Source organism: Pseudoxanthomonas suwonensis (assembly GCF_010093235.1).
GTDB classification, from domain to species: domain Bacteria; phylum Pseudomonadota; class Gammaproteobacteria; order Xanthomonadales; family Xanthomonadaceae; genus Pseudoxanthomonas; species Pseudoxanthomonas suwonensis.
This window is the reverse complement of record NZ_PDWP01000023.1, coordinates 35262-55318: the sequence shown is the minus strand read 5'-3', so window position 1 is coordinate 55318 and position 20057 is coordinate 35262. Positions and strand designations below refer to the sequence as shown.

Here is a 20057-nt window from a genome sequence, read left to right as displayed (position 1 = left end):
CCTGGTCCATGAGGATCCTCAGTCGCATTTGGCAAAGCTCGCTGGCCCGGCAGTTTGCAACCCTCCTTAGCGGCAGGTTTGTGGCAGCCGGAATCCAGGCAGCTTCCATATACCTGCTGGCGCGCTGGTCGAAGGTCGAGGACTTTGGCCTCGTTTCGTCCGCCTTGGGCGTATCCGTTACGTTGCAAGCGATTGGTGATGCGGGCGTGACGATGTTCATCGTGAGGGAGACCGCGGCGCATGGTGTGAATCGCAAGGTCGCTTACGCAGAGCTTATGAGTCGTATTGTCATTGCTGGCGTGGTGGCCTTCAGCGTCGCTGTCGTCCTCGTTCTTACGTTCGCCACGGATGCGAAGTACATCGCCCTGTTACCGCTAAGCCTGTGGATCGCATTGGATCGCAGCAGCGATATCCGGTCTGCCATTGCGCGCGGACTTGGAGACGTCCGGATGGGCACCATCAATCTTGTCTCCCGCAGGACGGCGCAGCTGGTGCTGTTCGTCGCTGCCTTCCACGCGGGGATCCAGATAATGTGGGCATACTCGCTGACCTTGCTCGCCGGTTCGGCCCTGGTGCTGCTGGTCATGTGGCGGAAGCTGCCTCGTCCACCTGTAGTTCCTTTGCGCGTCCGTCCGATAGGGATTGCGTTCGGTCGGTGCAGACCTTACTGGGTTCACTCAGCCGCCAATCAGCTTCGCAATCTCGATGCAGCGGTGGTCGCAACCATTTCTGGTCCAGTGCAGGCCGCATTCTATGGAGTCGGCGCAAGGCTGATGACGCCCCTTCGCATGGTCCCGGATGCACTGGCCACTGCGCTTCTCCCGCATCTGGTCAGGCAGGGAGGGCCTAGGCGAAAGGACATGTCGATAGGGCTGCTGATCGCGGTTGCGATGAGTCTTCCTTACATCGCCCTTGTCGCCGTAGCGCCATTCGTGACGCGGCACCTGGGCTCACAGTTCGAGGGTGCCACCTTTCCCCTGCAGATCATGTGCCTGGGTCTGGCCGGAGCTAGCTTTATAGCCATATTCACGGCGATCCTCCAGGCACGCAAACAGGCCGGACTCGTGGCCCGGATCTCCGTGCTTTCGGCAGTGCTTCTATTGATCCTCGTCATGCTCGGCACGATTCTGCACGGTGCCGCGGGTGCGGCCATAGGTTTTACGGCCGCGATCTTCATCCAGGCCGCTCTCGTGTTCCGGGGAGCGAATTCACCACACACGGCGACGCCGTGATTCATTGGCACCATCGAGCCAACGATGAAAATCAATGTTCGACTCTTGGCGGCTCTAGTTCTCTGGATGTTCGCGATCGCTACCGGGGCGGAGATGATGCCAGTTCTCCTCACCCTGCCAACATTCGTGATCGCCGCGTTCAGACTGAACGCGATCAAGAGAAGCGAATTCTCTGCGCAGGACATGCTTTGGCTGACCATCCTGCTTTTCTTCGTAATTGCCCCCATCCAGTCGATAAGTAACCACGGATTCCTGAGCGGGACGACCCGTGGTGCCTCCTATGAGCTTGAAGACTTCGTCCTAGCGCAGTCCATAGTCACTATATCCGTTGCGATCCTCGCCTTGTTCGATCGGAGGATTGAACCCTCAAAGAACTTTGGCCATGGAAAGTGCATCACCGATGACCATCTTTTCTTAATCGTCTTCATCTGCCTGATTTCCTTCGTCGCCTACGTCGCTTCCTCCGGCGGGATCTCTAACGTCCTGCTGCCTCGCCGGGAGAAGAGCCGAGAGGAAATATTCATTCTCCGTCTTGGATTCCTCGCCGTTCTGGCTGTTGGGACCATGGTTCTCGCCGCGAAGAGGCGACCTTGGGGGCTACTCTCGACTGCGACATTCGTCGCATGCGCCGCATTGCTTCTGGTTTGCGTCAATCCACTCAACTCGGCACGGTTCTTCTTGGTCGCATCCTGGTTCCCGGTCATCGCGCTACTTTTGGGGCCGAAGCTTCGCTTCGTCCCTGTGTTCGCTGCGATGCTTTTTGGCGTGCTGGTGTTCATGCCCTTAGCAAGCCTCACCTCAAGAGTCGGCGTTGGGGGATTCGCACTCCTCGGTGAAAGCGAGTACGCGAAGGACGTCTTGAGGATCAAGGACATGGATGTTTTCGACACACTCGTCCATGCCTGCCGAATGATGCGACACATGGATTACATGATAGGTGAGAACGCCTTGGCGATCCTACTTTTCTTCGTGCCGCGCACGGTCTGGCCCGACAAGCCAATCGTGGGTGGATTGATTGTGGGAAACGACCTCTACACCAACTGGTATGCAGGGACCCAGAACCTATCCTTCTATGTCGCAGGTGATCTCTACCTGGATTTCGGGCTCTTAGGGGTCGCGGCTGGGTTCGTCGTGATTGGGTATCTGTGGCGAAAGACTGTTACTTCCTCTCTCCTCGTGGTTGATGGATCACCCATATTCAGCGCGATTCTCATGGGATCCCTTCCGATCCTCATCCGCGGCCCACTGGGAGCTGTCATTGGCTACTTCTTCTGCCTGACTGTTGCCTGTTTCATGTACAGCCAAGTACTTCGATTCAGGCGTGCGCGCAGCAATAGGCGTGGGCTGTCATGAGCGCAGGATCCAGCCCTTATCCAGTACTGAGGATCGACTAGGCGTATGCGACTTCTACGCATCATCGCAAGCATTGACCCCCGCGGTGGCGGGCCCATGGAGGGCGCTCGGCGGATAGACACGGAGCTCGCGGCGCTCGGTCACGAGGTGGAGGTCGCATGCCTGGATCGTCCCGGCAGCGCCTATTTGGACGACTATCCGGCACGCGTCCACGCACTGGACCATGCCCGCCCCGGGTACCGGTACTCACGTACACTCGTCCCGTGGCTGCGCGCCAATCGCAGCCGCTTCGATGCTGCCATCGTCAACGGGCTCTGGCAGTACCACGGTCTCGCTGCATGGCGTGCACTGGCTCATACCGCGACACCTTACTTCGTATTCACTCACGGGATGCTCGACCCGTGGTTCAAGCAAGCTTATCCACTCAAACACCTGAAGAAATGGGCGTACTGGCCTTGGGCCGAGTACCGTCTGCTACGCGACGCGCGCGCCGTTCTGTTCACCTCTGAGGAAGAGCGCATTCGGGCCCGCGAGTCATTCTGGCTCTATCGTTGCAACGAGAGGGTTGTTTCCTACGGAACAGCACGTCCGCCATCCAACGGCGCCGACCTCGCCAACAAGTTTCTAGACAACCACCCTGTGCTCCAGGGGAAGCGCATATTATTGTTCCTCAGCCGTATCCACGAGAAGAAGGGATGCGACCTGCTCGTGGAAGCCTTCGCACGCGTGGCAACAAATGACCCGGACCTGCACCTAGTGATAGCGGGGCCGGACAAGACGGGCCTCATTCCCAGGCTCAGGCAAAGGGCATCGGAGCTTGGCATCGATGACCGCATTTCTTGGCCCGGAATGCTCCAAGGTGATGCCAAGTGGGGCGCGTACAACGCCTGCGAAGCCTTCTGTCTACCGTCGCACCAGGAGAACTTTGGGATCGTCGTGGCCGAGGCGCTAGCGTGTGGCGCGCCCGTCCTCACCACCAACAAAGTGAATATCTGGAGGGAGATCGAGGCGGACGGCGCCGGCATCGTCCGCGACGACACGCTCGAGGGAATCGTGGATGCGCTGCAAACCTGGCTATCGCTTCCTCCAAAAGTGAGGGAAGCCATGTCTTCAAATGCACGCTGCTGCTTCGAGGACAGATACCAGATCCGCCAGGTCGCCACGCATCTTGCATGCGTAATCCAGGAAGGCCTTAAGGAAAGAGGAGCAACGACGCCATGAGGATAGGGATCCTCACCTTCCAGTTCAGTGACAACTTCGGCGCGTTGTTGCAGGCGTATGCGCTGCGCAGATGGTTCACCGACCGCGGGCATGACGCTGAGTTCATCGCCTATCACCCGACGCACGTCGAGGAGGGCGGATCGCTGCGGCTTTCGCTTTCGCCCGCCGCGTTCAAGTCCAATGCCAAGACCCTCTACCTCAAGTCCACGGCATTCCTGCACCAGCACTTCGGAAACAAGGACCAGGCCCGGCGGTTCGCACGCTTCCGGCAGGAACAGCTCGGGATCACCGGTAGCCCGCTGCGCGAAAGACAGGAACTGGTCGAGGCGGCTGGCCGTTATGACCTGATCGTGGCCGGCAGCGACCAGATCTGGAGCCCGTCGGTTCAGTACGGCTTTGATCCGGCCTACTTCCTCGAGTTCGCGAAGGACGCGCGTGCGCGCAGGATCTCCTACGCGGCCAGCTTCGGCCGGGACACGCTGGGCGCCGACCAGATCACCTCCCTCGGCCCGCTGCTACGCCCTCTGTCCAGCATCTCCGTCCGCGAGCTGAGTGGTGTGGACATTGTCAGGCAGGCGTCCGGTCGCGATGCTGCCTGCGTGCCCGATCCAACCCTGCTGCACGAGCAATACGACCAGCTCCTTGCCGGCGCGTCCAGCGGCCAGGAGGGACATGTGTTCTGCTATGCGCTCCGCACTGCGGAAGTCATCCGCGAGGTCGCCGAGGGCGCGGCGCGGATGACCGGCACACCCATCCTGTCCCCATACAACGTGCACCGCCGCTGGCGCGAGATCGGTCAGACCGTGCATCCCGGCCCGGCCGAGTGGGTCTCGCACCTGGCCCACGCCAGTTTCGTGGTCACCAATTCCTTCCACGGCACGGTTTTCTCGATCTTGTTCCGCAAGCCCTTCCTGGTTGCCGAGCTTCCAGGTTCGCGCGTAGCCATGAACGCCCGCTCGCGAAACCTGCTCTCGCAGCTCGACCTTATGGACCGTTTCGTCCGCAAGGAGGACCTGCCCCGCCTCGATGAACTGCTCGCGCGGCCGATCGACTGGGATGCGGTGGAAGCTAGACAGCAGGGGCTCCGGGAGGTCGGCAGTTCGTTCCTTGCGCACGAGGTCGCACAGGTGGAGAACGGATGAGCGGATTCGACCAGTACAGGTACGTCGACACCCTGCCAGCCAGCGACAAGCTCAGGCGGTTGCTGTGGGAGTTGGTTTGGCTGTTGGCGTTCCGGCCAACTCCACGGTGGGCACTGCACGGATGGCGTCGCCTCCTGTTGCGGCTCTTCGGCGCACGGATCGGCCCGGGCTGCCGCATCGCCCCCAGCTGCAGGATCTGGGCGCCATGGAAGCTGGAGATGGGCACGCTGTCTGTGTTGGCCGACGGCGTGGACTGCTACACCATGGACCGGATCCGCATCGGCTCCAAGGTGGCGGTGAGCCAACGCACCTTCCTCTGCACGGGTTCGCACGACGTCACGAGCCTGCTGCGGCCGCTCACCACTGCGCCCATCACCATCGGAGACCATGCCTGGATCGCCGCCGAGTGCTTTGTGCATCCCGGCACCAGCATCGGCGAAGGCACCGTGGTCGGTGCACGGTCCGTGGTCACGCGCGACCTTCCTCCCTGGTCCATTTGTGTCGGCAATCCCTGCAGGTTTGTCAGGCAACGTACGCTTTCCGATTCCCCCACAGGCGCCTGAACCATGTTCTCAAAAGCCGCGAAGGTGCTGCAGTTCCTGTCCGAGTACGCCCAGGACCTGTGGCTGACGTTGCGCTACAACGGCTACTCGCCACTTGTCGAGCGGAACCGACGCCAGTTCTACAAGCTCATCATCGAGACGCATACGATCGAGAAGGGCTTGTCCCTGCCCCGTCGGCGCACACTGTTCGGGCGCGACAAGGTGCGCTTCGTGATGTCCGCGCTCGATGCCTATGAGCCAGACTTTTCGCCGCTGCCGGCGCAGATGGCCTTGGGTGCACTGGACGCGTACCTTCGCTTCCACCGCGAGCAGGGCATCCAGGACCCCTTGCTCGACGAGGTCGCCGCACTGCTTGCACGGTGGCAGGACCGGCAGCTTGAACTTCGTGGCGGGATCAAGCCATACAGATTCGAAGGCCACGACCCTGCTGGTCCTGTCGCATGGCTGCAGTCACGCTCCAGCCTTCGGATGTTCGATGGCCGCCCACTGCCCGCGGAGACGGTACGCCAGGTGGTCACCCTGGCGCAGAGCGCGCCGTCGCAGTGCAACCGGCAGTCCACGCAGGTCCATCTGTATCAGGACCGGGCGACGATCGACGCGCTGTTGGCCCTCCAGGGCGGATCGCGCGGCTTCTCAGAGAACGTTGGCAACCTGTTCGTAGTGACGTCCGAGATCGCTGCCTGGGGCGGCCCGGGCCAGCGCAACCAGACCTACGTGGATGGAGCGCTGTTCTCCATGTGCATCCTTCTTTCATGCCATGCGCTCGGATTGGGCGCCTGCCCCCTGAACCTTGCCGTCACCAACGCGGTGGAACGCAGGATCAAGGTCGCGGGAGGCATACCCACGGGAGAGCGGCTGATCATGATGATCGCGTTCGGAAAGACCGTCGATGAACCACTGCGAGTCGCCGCATCGCCAAGGCGCTCGTTGGATGAGGTTCTCCACATGCATACGGGCACCGTGTCGCCATGAGCCTTGCCGTCGTCATCCTCACCTACAACGAGGAATTGCACCTTGCGCGTGCGCTGGATTCGATCCGCGAGGTCGCCACCGAAGTCTTCGTAATCGATTCCGGCTCTACCGACGCAACGGCGCAGATCGCCCGTTCGCACGGCGCCACGGTGCTGGTACATCCGTTCGTGACCCAGGCCCAGCAGTTCCAGTGGGCGCTGGACAATGCCCCGATCCGGGCCGACTGGGTTATGCGTCTGGACGCGGACGAGGTGGTCGAACCGGATCTTGCCGAGGAGATCCGTCGGGAACTTCCCCGCCTTCCCACCGATGTGGTTGGCGTCAACCTGGACCGCAAGCACATTTTCATGGGGCGATGGGTTCGACACGGCGGCCGCTACCCTCTGCGCATGCTCCGTATCTGGCGACGAGGCCAAGGACGCATCGAGCAACGCTGGATGGATGAGCACATCATCGTATGGGGTGGGCGCACCGTAACCTTCAAAGGTGGTTTCGCCGACCACAACCTGCAGGACCTCACGTACTTCACCGAGAAGCACAACAAGTACGCGACCCGCGAAGCAATCGACGTGCTGAACCAGCGCATGGGCCTGTTCGCCCGCGACCATGCGCTCACCCGTGGAGGCGCGTCGCTACAGGCTTCGTTCAAACGCTGGGCCAAGGAGAGGATCTACAACCGGATCCCGTTCACGGTGAGCTCAACGCTCTACTTTCTCTGGCGCTACGTGTTCCAGCTCGGCTTCCTGGACGGACGCTCCGGACTGGTTTACCACTTCCTGCAAGGTTGGTGGTACAGGTTCCTCGTGGGGGCAAAGCTAATGGAGCTGGAAGCGGCCATCGCGCATCTGGAAGACCGGCAGGCAATCCTGGCCGAACTGTCCCGGCGCACAGGGTACTCGCTGGAACAGCTGGCGAGCCTCGAGATCCGCGGCAGTTAACTGACGGCAGCGGAATCGGCCCATGATGCGCACGAGACTGAGTTCCGGCCGGATTCCTTGGAAAAGCCAGGGCAACCCGGCCGGCAGGTGCTCACGCAGCACGCAGTTGGGTCTGGTTTTCCAGGAACCACTGGTAGGTCTGCTGGACGCCATCCCGCAGGCTGATCTGTGCACGCCACCCCAGTGCGTGCAGGCGCGAGACGTCGAGCAGCTTGCGTGGTGTGCCGTCGGGCTTGCTGGTGTCGTTCACGATCCTGCCCTGGAAGCCGGTGACTTCCTTCACCAGTTCGGCCAGCTCCCGGATGCTGACGTCCTCGCCGACCCCAACATTGACGATGCCCGGGTCGTTGTGGGTTTCGGTCAGGAAGACCGTCGCCGCGGCCATGTCGTCCACATGCAGGAACTCGCGTCGCGGAGTCCCGGTTCCCCACATGACAACCTCCGCGTCGCCGCGCAGCTTCGCTTCATGGAACTTGCGGATCAGCGCTGGAAGCACGTGGGAGTTGGCGAGGTCAAAGTTGTCGCCAGGGCCGTAAAGGTTGGTCGGCATCAGGCTGATGGCATTGAAGCCGTACTGCTTGCGGTAGGCCTGGCACAGCTTGATCCCGGCGATCTTGGCGATCGCGTACCACTCATTGGTTGGCTCCAGCGCGCCGGTGAGCAGGGAATCCTCGCGGATGGGCTGCTCGGCGAACTTCGGATAGATGCAGGACGACCCGAGGAAGGTCAGCTTCTTCGCACCATGGCGGTACGCGGCGTCGATTACGTTGTTCTGGATCTGGAGATTCTCGAAAAGGAACTGCGCGGGATAGGTGTCGTTGGCGTGAATACCGCCAACCTTCGCCGCCGCGAGGATGACCACCTGGGGCTTTTCCTTGGTGAAGAAGGCCTCCACGGAAGCGGCGTCACGCAGATCCAGGAGATCGCGCCCGGCCAGGAGGAGGTTGTTGTAGCCAAGCGCCTGCAGACGGCGGACGACCGCCGAGCCGACCAGGCCCCGATGCCCTGCAACGAAAATACGGTCCTGTTTTTCCATGGGACTTCTCGCTCGACTTGGGGGGGTATATGGATTCTAGCAACAAGTTTTTCCCGCCCCACCCACGCTTCTCACGTTGTTATTCTCAAAATCCCCCACTCACGGAAGCCCCCCATGATTCCCGTGATCCTTTCCGGCGGTTCCGGCACGCGGTTGTGGCCACTGTCCCGCGAAGCCTATCCAAAGCAGTTCCTTCCACTCCTCGGTGGGGACAGCCTGCTCCAGGCAACCTGGCGGCGTGTTGCACCGCTGGCCACCCAGCCACCAATCGTGGTGGCGAATGTCGATCACCGCTTCATGGTTGCCGAACATTTGCGCCAGGCCGGCTGCACGCCGGGGACAGTGCTACTGGAACCGGTTGGCCGAAACACCGCGCCCGCGATCGCGGCGGCCGCGCTACAGGCCGTCGCCGATGGCGGCGATCCGCTGCTCCTGGTCCTGCCTTCCGACCATGTCATCCGTGACGCTGCGGCCTTCCGCGACGCAGTGCACCAGGCCACCATCGCGGCCGAAGAGGGTCGGCTGGTCACGTTTGGGATCGTTCCCGGCGGACCTGAGACTGGCTATGGCTACATCAAGGCCGGCCCGGGCGAAGGCGCGCGGCCGGTCGAACAGTTCGTCGAGAAGCCTGATCTGGCCAAGGCTCGGGAGTACGTTGCAGCCGGTGCCTACTACTGGAACAGCGGGATGTTCCTGTTCCGCGCATCGCGTTACTTGCAGGAGCTGGAACGCCTGCAGCCGGAGATGCTGGCTACTTGCCGGGCGGCATTCGAGGGCGCCCGGCGCGACGAGGACTTCGTGCGCCTGGATGCGACTTCCTTCTCCGCCTGTCCGTCGGATTCGATCGATTACGCGGTGATGGAGAAGACCACCGCCGCCACGGTGGTTCCGCTGGACGTGGGCTGGAACGACGTTGGCAGTTGGGCGGCCCTGTGGGAAGTCGCCGAACAGGACGGCGAGGGCAATGCGCACCACGGCGACGTCATCTCCATCGGCTGTCGCAACACCCTGGCGTGGGGCGATGGTCGCCTGGTGGCCCTGCTCGGCCTGGAGGACATCGTGGTCGTCGATACCGACGACACATTACTCGTTGCGCACAAGGACAGGGTGCAGGAAGTCAAGGAAATCGTTACCCGGCTCAAGGCGCAGGGGCGCGCGGAAACCAGCCTGCACCGCAAGGTCTACCGGCCCTGGGGAGCCTACGACTCCATCGACAACGGCGATCGCCACCAGGTCAAGCGCATCACGGTCAAGCCTGGCGCAGCGCTCAGCCTGCAGATGCACCACCACCGCGCCGAGCACTGGGTCGTGGTCAGTGGCACGGCCGAGGTCACATGCGGCGACAAGGTCGTGCTGTTGACGGAGAACCAGAGCACCTATATCCCGCTGGGCGTCACCCACCGCCTGCGCAATCCCGGCAAGCTGCCGCTGGAACTGATTGAAGTGCAGTCCGGCAGTTACCTGGGCGAGGACGACATCGTTCGTTTCGAGGACGTGTACGGCCGGGGTTGAGGCGACCGCGATCCACCCGGGTTAGTTTCGCACCGGAATAAAGGAAGGCTCACGCCCGCCGCGTCTACATGGCGGGGAGACTGGTGCCGGGCGCAGGGCGCCCGGCCGGTCATTCAGTGCGTATCGCGCGCGTCGCTGGACGAGCGGCAGATGCCCAGCGCGACAGCTCCGAAGCATGCGCCACACAGCACGCCGGCAAAAAACATCAACATCGATGCATCCCCCTGAGACCTTCCCGCGGAGACCTTCTTCCGCGCGGGCTATGGTCTCAAGTGTACGTGGTGTGAAATTGTGATGCCATCCGCATTACGCCACTTCTTTCTGCTCACGGGCGCTTCACGCCCCGAGAGGGCCGTTCCAATGGCGGCAAACCAGCGCTCGCTTGGCAGGACCGGAGCTGCTCCCCGTGGGATGGTCATCGTCGCGAGCAGGACCAGACCGACAGCTGGAAGAAGTGTCCCCGGCAGGCGGTAATGGCGGAGCAACAGGCAACCCGCGGTGCCCACCAGGCCGCCGAGCAGGGTGCCCGCGATGACTTCGGAAGGCGGGTGCGCCCCCAACGGGATACGCGAGTACCCGATGAGACCCGCCAGGACGAGCCCGGAAACCGTTCCGATTGCACGTAATCCAGGGCGCGAAGTGGGCGCTGCGAGCATCCCGACTACCGGCCAGACCGCCATCGATATCACGGCATGGCCGCTGAAGCAGGTCAGGTCCCAGGCGCGGATGCCCGTACCCCAACCATAGAAGGAAATCTTGCTCGCCGCGGTCATGCCGCAAGCAAATGCAATCGCCGACCACCAGCCCATCACCGCCTTGCGCGCGCGTTCGCGATAAAGCACTGCGGCCCCGGCAAGGATTGCCAGCGGTCCAAGGTAGAGTGCGCTGCCCGGGGCAACGAACCACTGCCAGTTCATGCCGCAACGTCGCCTTCCGAGGCTTGCCCCGTGTGTTATCCGGTGCCTATTGTGTCACGCCACCTCTATTCCCCAAGAGGCCGTATGAGTGCACCGCCGCCGCTCGCCGTGGGTGATTTCCTTGCCGTTGTCCGCCATGCCCCGCTGGTATCCATCGACCTGGTTGTGGTGGATAAGGAGGGCCGTTACCTGGTCGGCCGACGCAACAATCCCCCGGCCAAGGGTTACTGGTTCGTACCCGGTGGCCGGATCCGCAAGAACGAGCCGCTGGACGCCGCTTTCCGGCGCATCACCGAGGCCGAACTTGGCTCGTCCATCGAGCGCGCGGCGTCCTCCCTCCTCGGGCTGTACGACCACTTCTACGAGGAGGATTTCACCGGAGGCGACGCCGGTACCCACTACGTGGTGCTGGCGCACCGGCTTGACGTGGCACAAGCCGACCTTCGACCGCCGGACGAGCAGCACAGCGCCTATCGCTGGGTCACGGCAGGGGAAGCACTGACCGACGCCTCGGTCCATCCAAACACCCAGGCCTATTTCCGGTGATGGCGGGGCTTTGGGTTCTCCCGGCTATCCGGTAAGCTATCCGGCCACGCGCCCGTAGCTCAGCCGGATAGAGTAGTGGCTTCCGAAGCCATTGGTCGGGGGTTCGAATCCCTCCGGGCGCGCCATATCGAAGCCCTCGCCTTGCGGCGGGGGCTTGTCTTTTGGGGTCACCGGCCTTCATCGGTCTGCGACGTGCGGGGCGACAGGCTTGCGGGCCTGATTCCCCCTGCGGAGACCCCCCATGCGACTTGCCCTCCTCGCCCTGCCCGGCTGCCTGGCCCTGGCCGGTTGCGCTTCCTCGCCCCTGGCCCAGACCATCGAACCGATCGACGGGATTGTCTCCGGGCAGTGCCATACCGACATGGTGCGCGGCGCGGTCGGGCTGGCGGCGTCGGCCACCACCGTCGAACGCGCGCGGGTGGACAGCGACAGCACCGAGGTCCTGCTGGTGCGGGGCCAGGGCGACCGCCCGGCCAGCGCCACCTTGCCGGAGCCCGAAACCGGGGGCGCCGGCGGGCCGCGCCTGGTGATCGAGACCGGCAGCAACAACGCCATCACCGCCCTGCGCTGCGGCTGACCTCTTACGGCAGCGCCGGCGGGCGGCCGGTGGCCGCCACCGACCTGCGGTGGGCACGGCGGAGGAAGGCCAGCGCCGCCTGTTCCCATTGCCGGTCGCCCCGGCAGCCGGCGCAACGGCGGCCCAGGCTTCCGTCCCGCCAGCCGTCGAACACGCAGGGGTCGATATAGGCCTTGCGGCAGACCGAGGGCGTGTTGCCGAGCAGCGAGGCCACCTCGCGCACGACTTCCACCTGCTGCCGGCTGCACTCGCGTTCGGAGGCCGCGGCTTCGCCCAGGACGGCCAGGGCCCGCATCGCGGCCACGGTGCCGCCCCAGGTCCGGAAATCCTTGGCGGTGAACGCCTCGCCCATCACCTCGCGCAGGTAGTCGTTGACCTGGTTGGACTGCACGGGCTGCACCTGTCCCTCGTCGTCGCGGTACTGGAACAGGCACTGGCCCGGCAGCTCGCGGCAGCGCCGGACCAGTTTCGCCAGGCGGCGGTCGTCGACCACCGCCTCCTGCATCTGTCCGGCCTTGCCGCGGAAGGCGATATACGCCCGCCCGCCGGCGAGGAAGCGCACGTGGTGGTTGCGCAGGGTGGTCAGGCCATAGGAACGGTTCTGCTGGCGGTAGGTCTCGTTGCCGACCCGCAGCAGGGTGTGGTCCATCAGGGCGACCACCATCGCCAGCACCTTTTCCCGCGGGTAGCCCGGCAGGGCCAGGTCGCGGCGCACCCGCCGCCGCAACACCGGCAGGGCCTTGCCGAAGGCGACGATGCGCTCGAACTTGCCCTGGCCGCGATGCCGGGCCCAGTCCGGGTGGTACCGGTACTGCTTGCGGCCGCGGGCATCGCGCCCGGTGGCCTGGAGGTGCCCGCGCGGGTCGGCGCAGATCCATACGTCGGTCCAGGCCGGCGGGATGGCCAGGGCCCGGATCCGGGCCAGGGTGTCGCGGTCGCGCACTGCCCGGCCATCCGCATCCCGGTAGCCGAAGCCGCGCCCCTGCCGGCGGCGGCGGATGCCGGGATCGCCGTCGCCTACATATATGAGTCCGGCGCGATCGGCATCGCGCCTGGCGGCTTCGGGGTCGGTGGCGGGAGCGGGCGTGGACAGGGGACGGGACCGCGTCGGGGGAGCGCCAGTCTCTGCGGCCGGCCGCATCGGGGGCGTCAACGCCGGCTGGTTAACGCTAAGCGAATGCGCCACCCTTACCCTGTTTCATCCCGCCTACACACCGGAGACTGCCAATGCGCATCCGTTCCAGCTTCATGCTTCCGCTGGTCCTGCTGGGGATGGCCGCCTGTGCCGCCAACAACGGCACGCTGAGCGAGGAGGAAGAGCAGGAACAGGCGATGCTCGCCGCACGCCGGGCGCTCGAGTCTGCATCCGAGACCACTGGTGCCGGCACGCCGCCGCCGCCGAGCTGCGATGCCACTGCGGTGCAGGGGCTGGTTGGCGACATGGCCGACGACGCAGTGGTCGAACAGGCCCGCGTCGATGCGGGCGCCGATACCGCGCGCATCCTCAAGCCGGGACAGGCGGTCACCCTGGAGTTCAACGGCGCGCGCCTCAACGTCGAAGTCGATGGCGAAAACCGCATCGTTTCCCTGCGCTGCGGATAAGCCTCGGCCCACGTGCTGGTGCGCGCGCAAGACGGTTGCAAATGCATGTATTTCCGGTGCCGCAAGGCAACTTGCGGCACCGCAGCAACTGTGTTTAATTCGGGTATTCCGGCGGCAAACGGGTAGCGCACGTTTCTTCTGAAACCGTGTGCGGTGCCGCCCTCGCCAGCGTTCGGGAACGCACGCCCGGATGCACGCTTTACTCGAGGCACAGATGGCCCTCCGCAACCGCCACGGGCACCAGCAACCGCACGGGCTCTACGATCCTTCCTCCGAGCGCGATGCATGCGGCTTCGGCATGATCGCCCAGCTCGACGACCAGCCTTCGCGCGCACTCGTCGATACCGCGATCGCTGCACTCTCGCGCATGACCCACCGCGGCGGCGTCGCCGCCGACGGCCTGACCGGCGACGGTTGCGGCCTGCTCATCCGCCGCCCCGAGAACTACCTGCGCACGCTCGCGCAGGAAGCCGGGATCGCGCTGGAAACCGGCGTGCGCTTCGCCTCGGGCCTTGTGTTCCTGCCGAACGATGCGGCGCTGGCCCAGCGCTGTCGCCAGACGCTGGCGGAAGAACTGCAGCGCGCCGGCGTCGCCGTGGCCGGCTGGCGCGACGTGCCCGTCGATACCGGCGTCTGCGGCGAACTGGCCCGCCAGACCCTGCCGTTGATCGAACAGATCTACGTCCAGGCTGGTGCGGACCAGGAGGAGGAGAACTTCAATCTCGCGCTGTTCCTCGCCCGCCGCCGCAGCGAGAGGCAGCTGGCCGACGTGGCCGACTACTACGTGGTGACCCTCTCGGCGCACGCCATCGGCTACAAGGGCATGGTCCTGCCGGACAAGCTCTCGCGCTTCTACCAGGACCTGCAGCGCCCGGAGCTGGCCTCCAGCGCGGTGGTCTTCCACCAGCGCTTCTCGACCAACACCCTGCCGCGCTGGCCGCTGGCCCATCCGTTCCGCCTGCTCGCCCACAACGGCGAGATCAACACCATCGAGGGCAACCGCCGCTGGGCGCAGGCGCGCAGCAAGGTGTGGAAGACGCCGCGCTTCGACATCGCCGAGCTTGAGCCGATCGTGTCCATGCACGGCTCGGACTCGCAGAGCCTGGACAACATGCTGGAGCTGCTGGTCAACGGCGGCATGGAGCTGATCCAGGCGCTGCGCATCCTGGTGCCGCCGGCGACCCAGTCGCTGGAGTTCAAGGATCCTGACCTGGCCGCGTTCTACGAGTTCTACGGCCTCAACACCGAGCCGTGGGACGGCCCGGCCGGCATCGTGTCGATGGATGCGCGCTACGCCTGCTGCACCCTGGACCGCAACGGCCTGCGTCCCTCGCGCTGGATGCTCACCTCGGACCGCCACTTCATCGTCGCCTCCGAGGCCGGCGTATGGGAGGTGCCGACCGAGCGCATCGTGCGCAAGGGCAAGCTGGGCCCGGGCGAGATGATCGCCATCGACCTGCGTCGCGGCGACCTGCTCGACAGCGAGGCGGTGGACCGCATCAACCGCACCCGCGCCCCGTACAAGCAGTGGCTGCACCAGGGCGTGACCTGGCTGCAGACCGAGCTGATCGACCCGTCGCTGGCCGAGGAGCCGTTCGACGAGAAGACCCTGCGCAGCTACCACAAGCTGTTCCAGCTCACGACCGAGGAGGTGGAGCTGGTGCTGCGGCCAATGGCCGAGACCGAGCAGGAAGCCACCGGTTCGATGGGCGACGACACGCCCATGGCGGTGCTGAGCCAGCGCAACCGGCCGCTGTACGACTACTTCCGCCAGGCGTTCGCGCAGGTCACCAACCCGCCGATCGATCCGCTGCGGGAAGACTGCGTGATGTCGCTGTACACCCAGCTCGGCAAGGAGACCAACATCTTCCATGCCGGCCCGGAGACGGTGAACCACGTCATCCTCAACTCGCCGGTGCTGTCCCAGCGCAAGCTGCGCCAGCTGCTGAAGATGGCGCAGTACGAGGACCGCAACCGGCTGATCGACCTGTCCTACTCGCCCGAGGAAGGCCTGAAGGCCGGCATCGAGCGGATCTGCCGCGAGGCCGAGCAGGCCGCGCGCGACGGCATCGTCATCCTGCTGCTGTCCGACCGCTACCCGGTGCCGGAGCGGCCGATGGTCCACGCCCTGCTGGCCACCGGCGCGGTCCACCACCACCTGTGCAACGTCGGCCTGCGCTGCGACGTCAACCTGATCATCGAGACCGGCACCGCGCGCGACCCGCACCACATGGCCTGCCTGCTGGGCTATGGCGCCACCGCGGTGTACCCGTACCTGTCTTACCAGACCCTGTTCGACATGGGCCGGCGCGGCATCCTGCAGTTGAAGAAGGGCGAGGTCGCCCAGGTCGGCCGCAGCTACCGCAAGGGCCTTTACAAGGGGCTGAGCAAGATCATCTCGAAGATGGGCATCGCCACCATCGCCAGCTACCGCGGTGCGCAGCTGTTCGAGATCGTGGGCCTGGAGAAGGAAGTCGTCGACCTGTGCTTCGGTGGCACGCCCTCGCGCGTGGGCGGCGCCGGCTTCGCCCGGCTCGACGCGGATGCGCGCGCGCAGCAGGCGGCGGCCTGGAACGAGCTGAAGAAGCCCGAGGTCGGCGGCCTGATCAAGTACGTCCACGGCGGCGAGTACCACATGTACAACCCGGACGTGGTCATGACCCTGCAGAAGGCCACGCGAAGCGGCCGTCCGGAGGACTGGAAGGCCTACACCGAGGCCGTGCACTCGCGTCCGCCGTCGGCGCTGCGCGACCTGCTGGAGCTCAGGCCGGCCGAAGCGCCGACGCCGCTGGAGCAGGTGGCGCCGGCCTCCGACCTGCTGCGCCGCTTCGACACCGCCGCGATCTCGCTGGGCGCGCTGTCGCCGGAGGCGCACGAGGCCCTGGCCATCGCCATGAACCGCCTCGGCGGCCGCTCGAACTCGGGCGAAGGCGGCGAGGATCCGGCCCGCTACGGCACCGAGAAGCGTTCCAAGATCAAGCAGGTGGCTTCCGGCCGCTTCGGCGTCACCCCGGAGTACCTGGTCAACGCCGAGGTGCTGCAGATCAAGGTCGCCCAGGGCGCCAAGCCCGGCGAGGGCGGCCAGCTGCCGGGCCACAAGGTCAACGAGCTGATCGCGCGCCTGCGTTACGCACGTCCGGGCATCGGCCTGATCAGCCCGCCGCCGCACCATGACATCTACTCGATCGAGGACCTGGCCCAGCTGATCTACGACCTCAAGCAGGTCAATCCGCAGGCGCTGGTTTCGGTGAAGCTGGTCTCGCATGCCGGCGTGGGCACGATCGCCGCTGGCGTGGTCAAGGCCGGCGCCGACCTGATCACCGTGTCCGGCCACGATGGCGGCACCGGTGCCAGCCCGATCAGCTCGATCCGCTACGCGGGCGGGCCGTGGGAGCTGGGCGTGGCCGAGTCGCACCAGGCGCTGGTGGCCAACGACCTGCGCGACCGCGCGATCCTGCAGACCGATGGCGGCCTGAAGACGGGCCTGGACGTGGTCAAGGCCGCGCTGCTGGGCGCCGACAGCTTCGGCTTCGGCACCGCGCCGATGATCGTGCTGGGCTGCAAGTACCTGCGCATCTGCCACCTCAACAACTGCGCCACCGGCGTGGCCACCCAGGACGAGCGCCTGCGCATGGACCACTTCACCGGCCTGCCGGAGCGGGTGGAGAACTTCTTCCGCCTGCTGGCGGAGGAAGTGCGCGGCTGGCTGTCCTACCTGGGCGCGCGTTCGCTGGACGAGATCGTCGGCCGCACCGACCTGCTGCGGCAGATCGAGGCCGCCCCGCGCGAAGGCGTGCGCCTGGACCTGTCGAAGCTGCTGGTGCCCAGCCCGCGCGACGAGGAACGCTGTGCCGCCGCTCGCCTGTACGAGTCGCCGGACAGCCTGGCCACCCAGCTGGACGTGCAGCTGGCCGGTGCGATCAAGGACAAGACCGGCGGCGACCACCGCTTCCTGATCCACAACACCGACCGCAGCATCGGCGCGCGCCTGTCCGGCACGATCGCCCGCCTGCATGGCAACCACGGCATGGAGGATGCGCCGCTCACCCTGCACTTCCGCGGCACCTCGGGCCAGAGCTTCGGCGCGTTCAACGCCGGCGGCCTGCACATGGAGCTGGAGGGCGAGGCCAACGACTACGTCGGCAAGGGCATGGCCGGCGGCCGCCTGGTGGTGCGTCCGCCGCGCGGTGCGCGCTTCGAGGCGCGCAGCACCCCGATCATCGGCAACACCTGCCTGTACGGCGCCACCGGCGGCGAGCTGTATGCCGCCGGGCGCGCCGGCGAGCGCTTCGGCGTGCGCAACTCCGGCGCGCTGGCGGTGGTCGAGGGCGCGGGCGACCACTGCTGCGAGTACATGACCGGCGGCTGCGTGCTGGTGCTGGGCCGCGTGGGCTTGAACTTCGGCGCCGGCTTCACCGGCGGCCTGGCGTACGTGCTCGACCAGGACCGCGACTTCGTCGACCGCTACAACCACGAGCTGATCGACATCCATCGCATCAGCCCGGAGGGTTTCGAGAGCTATCGCCAGCACCTGCACCGGCTGATCAGCCGGCACCGCGAGCTGACCGGCAGCATCTGGGCCCAGCAGATCCTGGACGAGTTCCGCGACTACGTGGGCAAGTTCTGGCTGGTCAAGCCCAAGGCCGCGAGCATCGAATCGCTGGCCGACAGCCTGCGGAGGGCCGCGTAATGAGTCGCAAGCAAGTCTTCCAGTTCCTCGAGATGCCGCGGGAAATGCCGCGGCGCATCCCGGTCGAACTGCGTACCGCCGGCGACTGGGGCGAGCTGTACGGCCGCTTCGGCGCGCAGGAAGCCCGCCACCAGTCCGGGCGCTGCCTGGACTGCGGCAACCCGTACTGCAGCTGGAAGTGCCCGGTACACAACGCCATCCCGCAGTGGCTGCAGCTGGTGCAGGAGAACCGCATCAGCGAGGCGGCGGACCTGTGCCACTCGACCAATCCGCTGCCGGAAGTGTGCGGCCGCGTGTGTCCGCAGGACCGCCTGTGCGAGGGCAGCTGCACGCTCAACGACGGCTTCGGCGCGGTGACCATCGGCGCGGTGGAGAAGTACATCGTCGATACCGCCTTCGAGCAGGGTTGGCGTCCGGACCTGTCGGCGGTGGAGCCGACCGGCTACCGCGTGGCGGTGGTCGGCGCGGGTCCGGCCGGCATCGCCTGCGCGGACCGCCTGGCGCGCGTGGGCGTGCAGGCCGTTATCTACGATCGCTACGAGCAGATTGGCGGCCTGCTGCAGTTCGGCATTCCCACCTTCAAGCTGGACAAGGCGGTGATCGCCCGCCGGCGCGAGGTGCTGGAAGGCATGGGCATCCAGTTCAGGCTGGGCGTGGAGGTCGGCCGCGACGTGAGCATGGAGCAGCTGCTCGAGGAATACGACGCCGTGTTCCTCGGCACCGGCGCCTACCGCTACACCGATGGCGGCCTGCCGGGCCAGGATGCCGAAGGCGTGCTGCCGGCGCTGCCGTTCCTGGTGCAGAACGGGCGCATCGTCACCGGCGCCGATCCGGCAACGGCGCAGAGCCGTCCGATCGCTGGCTGGGAAGACCACATCAAGCTGCCCGACCTGGCCGGCCGCCGCGTGGTGGTGCTGGGCGGCGGCGACACCGGCATGGACTGCGTGCGCAGCGCCATCCGCCTGGGCGCCGGCCGCGTCACCTGTGCCTACCGCCGCGACGAGGCTTCCATGCCCGGTTCGGCGCGCGAGGTGGCCAACGCCCGCGAGGAAGGCGTGCGCTTCCTGTTCAACCGCCAGCCGCTGGGCATCGAGACCGACGAGCAGAACCGGGTCACCGGCGTGCGCGTGGTCGAGACGAAGCTGGGCGAGCCGGATGCGCGTGGCCGCCGCGTGGCGGTGCCGATCGAGGGCAGCGAGTCGGTGATCGAGGCCGACGTGGTGATCATCGCCTTCGGTTTCTCGCCGACCGTGCCGGAGTGGATGACGAAGCTCGGCATCGAGGGCACCTCCAACGGCCGCATCGTCGCCGGTGGCGACGACCGCCTGCCGTACCAGACCACCCATCCGCGCGTGTTCGCTGGCGGCGACGCGGTGCGCGGTGCCGACCTGGTCGTGACCGCCGTGGCCGAAGGCCGCGACGCCGCCGCGAGCATCGCCGAGCTGCTGGGCACCCAGACCCCGGTGCGCACCCCGCAGTACGCCGAAGCGGTGGCGTGAGCGATAAACCCCTCCCCCACCGGGGAGGGGTTGGGCAGAGGGCCGTGTGCCCTCCCCTGCACGCACAACAGCGTCCCCTCTTCCGTCTTCCGGCAACACGTAGCCCGGATAAGGCCGAAGGCCGCATCCGGGGCGGCCGCCACGTAGTCCAGCGGTGATTCCGCAGCGTATCGCGCTGCCACGCGCGCGCGCGCAACCTCGCGTTATGCGGCGCCAGCCGGAAGGAGTGTTGCATCCTTCCCGTCACTAGCCCGCCG

16 protein-coding genes and 1 tRNA gene are annotated in these 20057 nt (G+C 65.7%); 14 read left to right on the top strand and 3 right to left on the bottom strand.

Features of this window, described 5'->3' with window-relative positions; translation table 11 throughout:
- Positions 1-8: 8 nt before the first annotated feature.
- The 7 genes from CSC68_RS12020 to CSC68_RS11990 are packed head-to-tail and all read left to right on the top strand — an operon-like array spanning position 9 to position 7421.
- Entirely contained in the window at positions 9-1232 is a 1224-nt protein-coding gene (locus CSC68_RS12020; RefSeq protein WP_162203794.1) for a lipopolysaccharide biosynthesis protein, read from the top strand.
- 24 nt (positions 1233-1256) lie between these two features.
- Positions 1257-2585 (top strand): hypothetical protein, encoded by a 1329-nt coding sequence (locus CSC68_RS12015; RefSeq protein ID WP_162203793.1) that lies wholly within the window; start codon positions 1257-1259, stop codon positions 2583-2585.
- A gap of 45 nt (positions 2586-2630) precedes the next feature.
- Positions 2631-3806 (top strand): glycosyltransferase, encoded by a 1176-nt coding sequence (locus tag CSC68_RS12010; RefSeq protein WP_162203792.1) that lies wholly within the window; start codon positions 2631-2633, stop codon positions 3804-3806.
- The gene (locus CSC68_RS12005; protein WP_162203791.1) at positions 3803-4948 is read left to right on the top strand and encodes a polysaccharide pyruvyl transferase family protein; all 1146 of its coding nucleotides are present in this window, start codon (positions 3803-3805) and stop codon (positions 4946-4948) included. The genes CSC68_RS12010 and CSC68_RS12005 overlap by 4 nt, the downstream gene beginning before the upstream one ends.
- Positions 4945-5511, top strand: coding sequence for an LbetaH domain-containing protein (locus tag CSC68_RS12000; RefSeq protein WP_162203790.1), 567 nt, complete (start codon positions 4945-4947; stop codon positions 5509-5511). Before CSC68_RS12005 ends, CSC68_RS12000 begins: the two co-directional genes overlap by 4 nt.
- Before the next feature lie 3 nt (positions 5512-5514).
- Positions 5515-6483, top strand: coding sequence for a nitroreductase family protein (locus CSC68_RS11995; protein WP_162203789.1), 969 nt, complete (start codon positions 5515-5517; stop codon positions 6481-6483).
- Positions 6480-7421, top strand: coding sequence for a glycosyltransferase family 2 protein (locus tag CSC68_RS11990; protein WP_125111978.1), 942 nt, complete (start codon positions 6480-6482; stop codon positions 7419-7421). The genes CSC68_RS11995 and CSC68_RS11990 overlap by 4 nt, the downstream gene beginning before the upstream one ends.
- A 91-nt stretch (positions 7422-7512) precedes the next feature.
- On the opposite strand, the gene fcl is transcribed toward CSC68_RS11990, so the two are convergent.
- Complete coding sequence (fcl, locus tag CSC68_RS11985) at positions 7513-8457, bottom strand: GDP-L-fucose synthase (RefSeq protein ID WP_162203788.1); 945 nt, start codon at positions 8455-8457, stop codon at positions 7513-7515.
- Positions 8458-8571: 114 nt separating this feature from the next.
- Here fcl and CSC68_RS11980 point away from each other — a divergent pair, with 114 nt between their 5' ends.
- Positions 8572-9969, top strand: a complete 1398-nt coding sequence (locus CSC68_RS11980) for a mannose-1-phosphate guanylyltransferase/mannose-6-phosphate isomerase (RefSeq protein ID WP_162203787.1) — start codon at positions 8572-8574, stop codon at positions 9967-9969.
- 260 nt (positions 9970-10229) lie between these two features.
- Here CSC68_RS11980 and CSC68_RS11975 read toward each other — a convergent pair whose 3' ends face one another.
- On the bottom strand, positions 10230-10886 hold the full coding sequence (locus tag CSC68_RS11975; RefSeq protein ID WP_125111215.1) for a phosphatase PAP2 family protein: 657 nt from the start codon (positions 10884-10886) through the stop codon (positions 10230-10232).
- An 84-nt stretch (positions 10887-10970) separates the two neighbouring features.
- On the opposite strand from CSC68_RS11975, the gene CSC68_RS11970 reads away from it, so the two are divergent.
- From CSC68_RS11970 to CSC68_RS11960, 3 genes are all read left to right on the top strand, one after another.
- A complete protein-coding gene (locus CSC68_RS11970) occupies positions 10971-11432 on the top strand; it encodes a GDP-mannose mannosyl hydrolase (RefSeq protein ID WP_162203786.1) in 462 nt (153 codons plus the stop codon).
- Between the two features lie 48 nt (positions 11433-11480).
- A tRNA-Arg gene (locus CSC68_RS11965) sits at positions 11481-11557 on the top strand.
- Between the two features lie 116 nt (positions 11558-11673).
- The gene (locus CSC68_RS11960; protein ID WP_162203785.1) at positions 11674-12009 is read left to right on the top strand and encodes a hypothetical protein; all 336 of its coding nucleotides are present in this window, start codon (positions 11674-11676) and stop codon (positions 12007-12009) included.
- A 4-nt stretch (positions 12010-12013) separates the two neighbouring features.
- Here the strand turns inward: CSC68_RS11960 and CSC68_RS11955 are convergent, their stop codons facing one another.
- A complete protein-coding gene (locus CSC68_RS11955; protein ID WP_162203784.1) occupies positions 12014-13150 on the bottom strand; it encodes a DNA topoisomerase IB in 1137 nt (378 codons plus the stop codon).
- Between the two features lie 86 nt (positions 13151-13236).
- Between CSC68_RS11955 and CSC68_RS11950 the strand changes: the two genes are divergently transcribed.
- The 3 genes from CSC68_RS11950 (at position 13237) to CSC68_RS11940 (ending at position 19800) form a co-directional block, all read left to right on the top strand.
- A complete protein-coding gene (locus CSC68_RS11950; protein WP_162203783.1) occupies positions 13237-13611 on the top strand; it encodes an I78 family peptidase inhibitor in 375 nt (124 codons plus the stop codon).
- Positions 13612-13825: 214 nt separating this feature from the next.
- Entirely contained in the window at positions 13826-18301 is a 4476-nt protein-coding gene (gene gltB / locus CSC68_RS11945; RefSeq protein WP_162203782.1) for a glutamate synthase large subunit, read from the top strand.
- A complete protein-coding gene (locus tag CSC68_RS11940) occupies positions 18301-19800 on the top strand; it encodes an FAD-dependent oxidoreductase (protein WP_162203781.1) in 1500 nt (499 codons plus the stop codon). The genes gltB and CSC68_RS11940 overlap by 1 nt, the downstream gene beginning before the upstream one ends.
- Positions 19801-20057 lie beyond the last annotated feature (257 nt).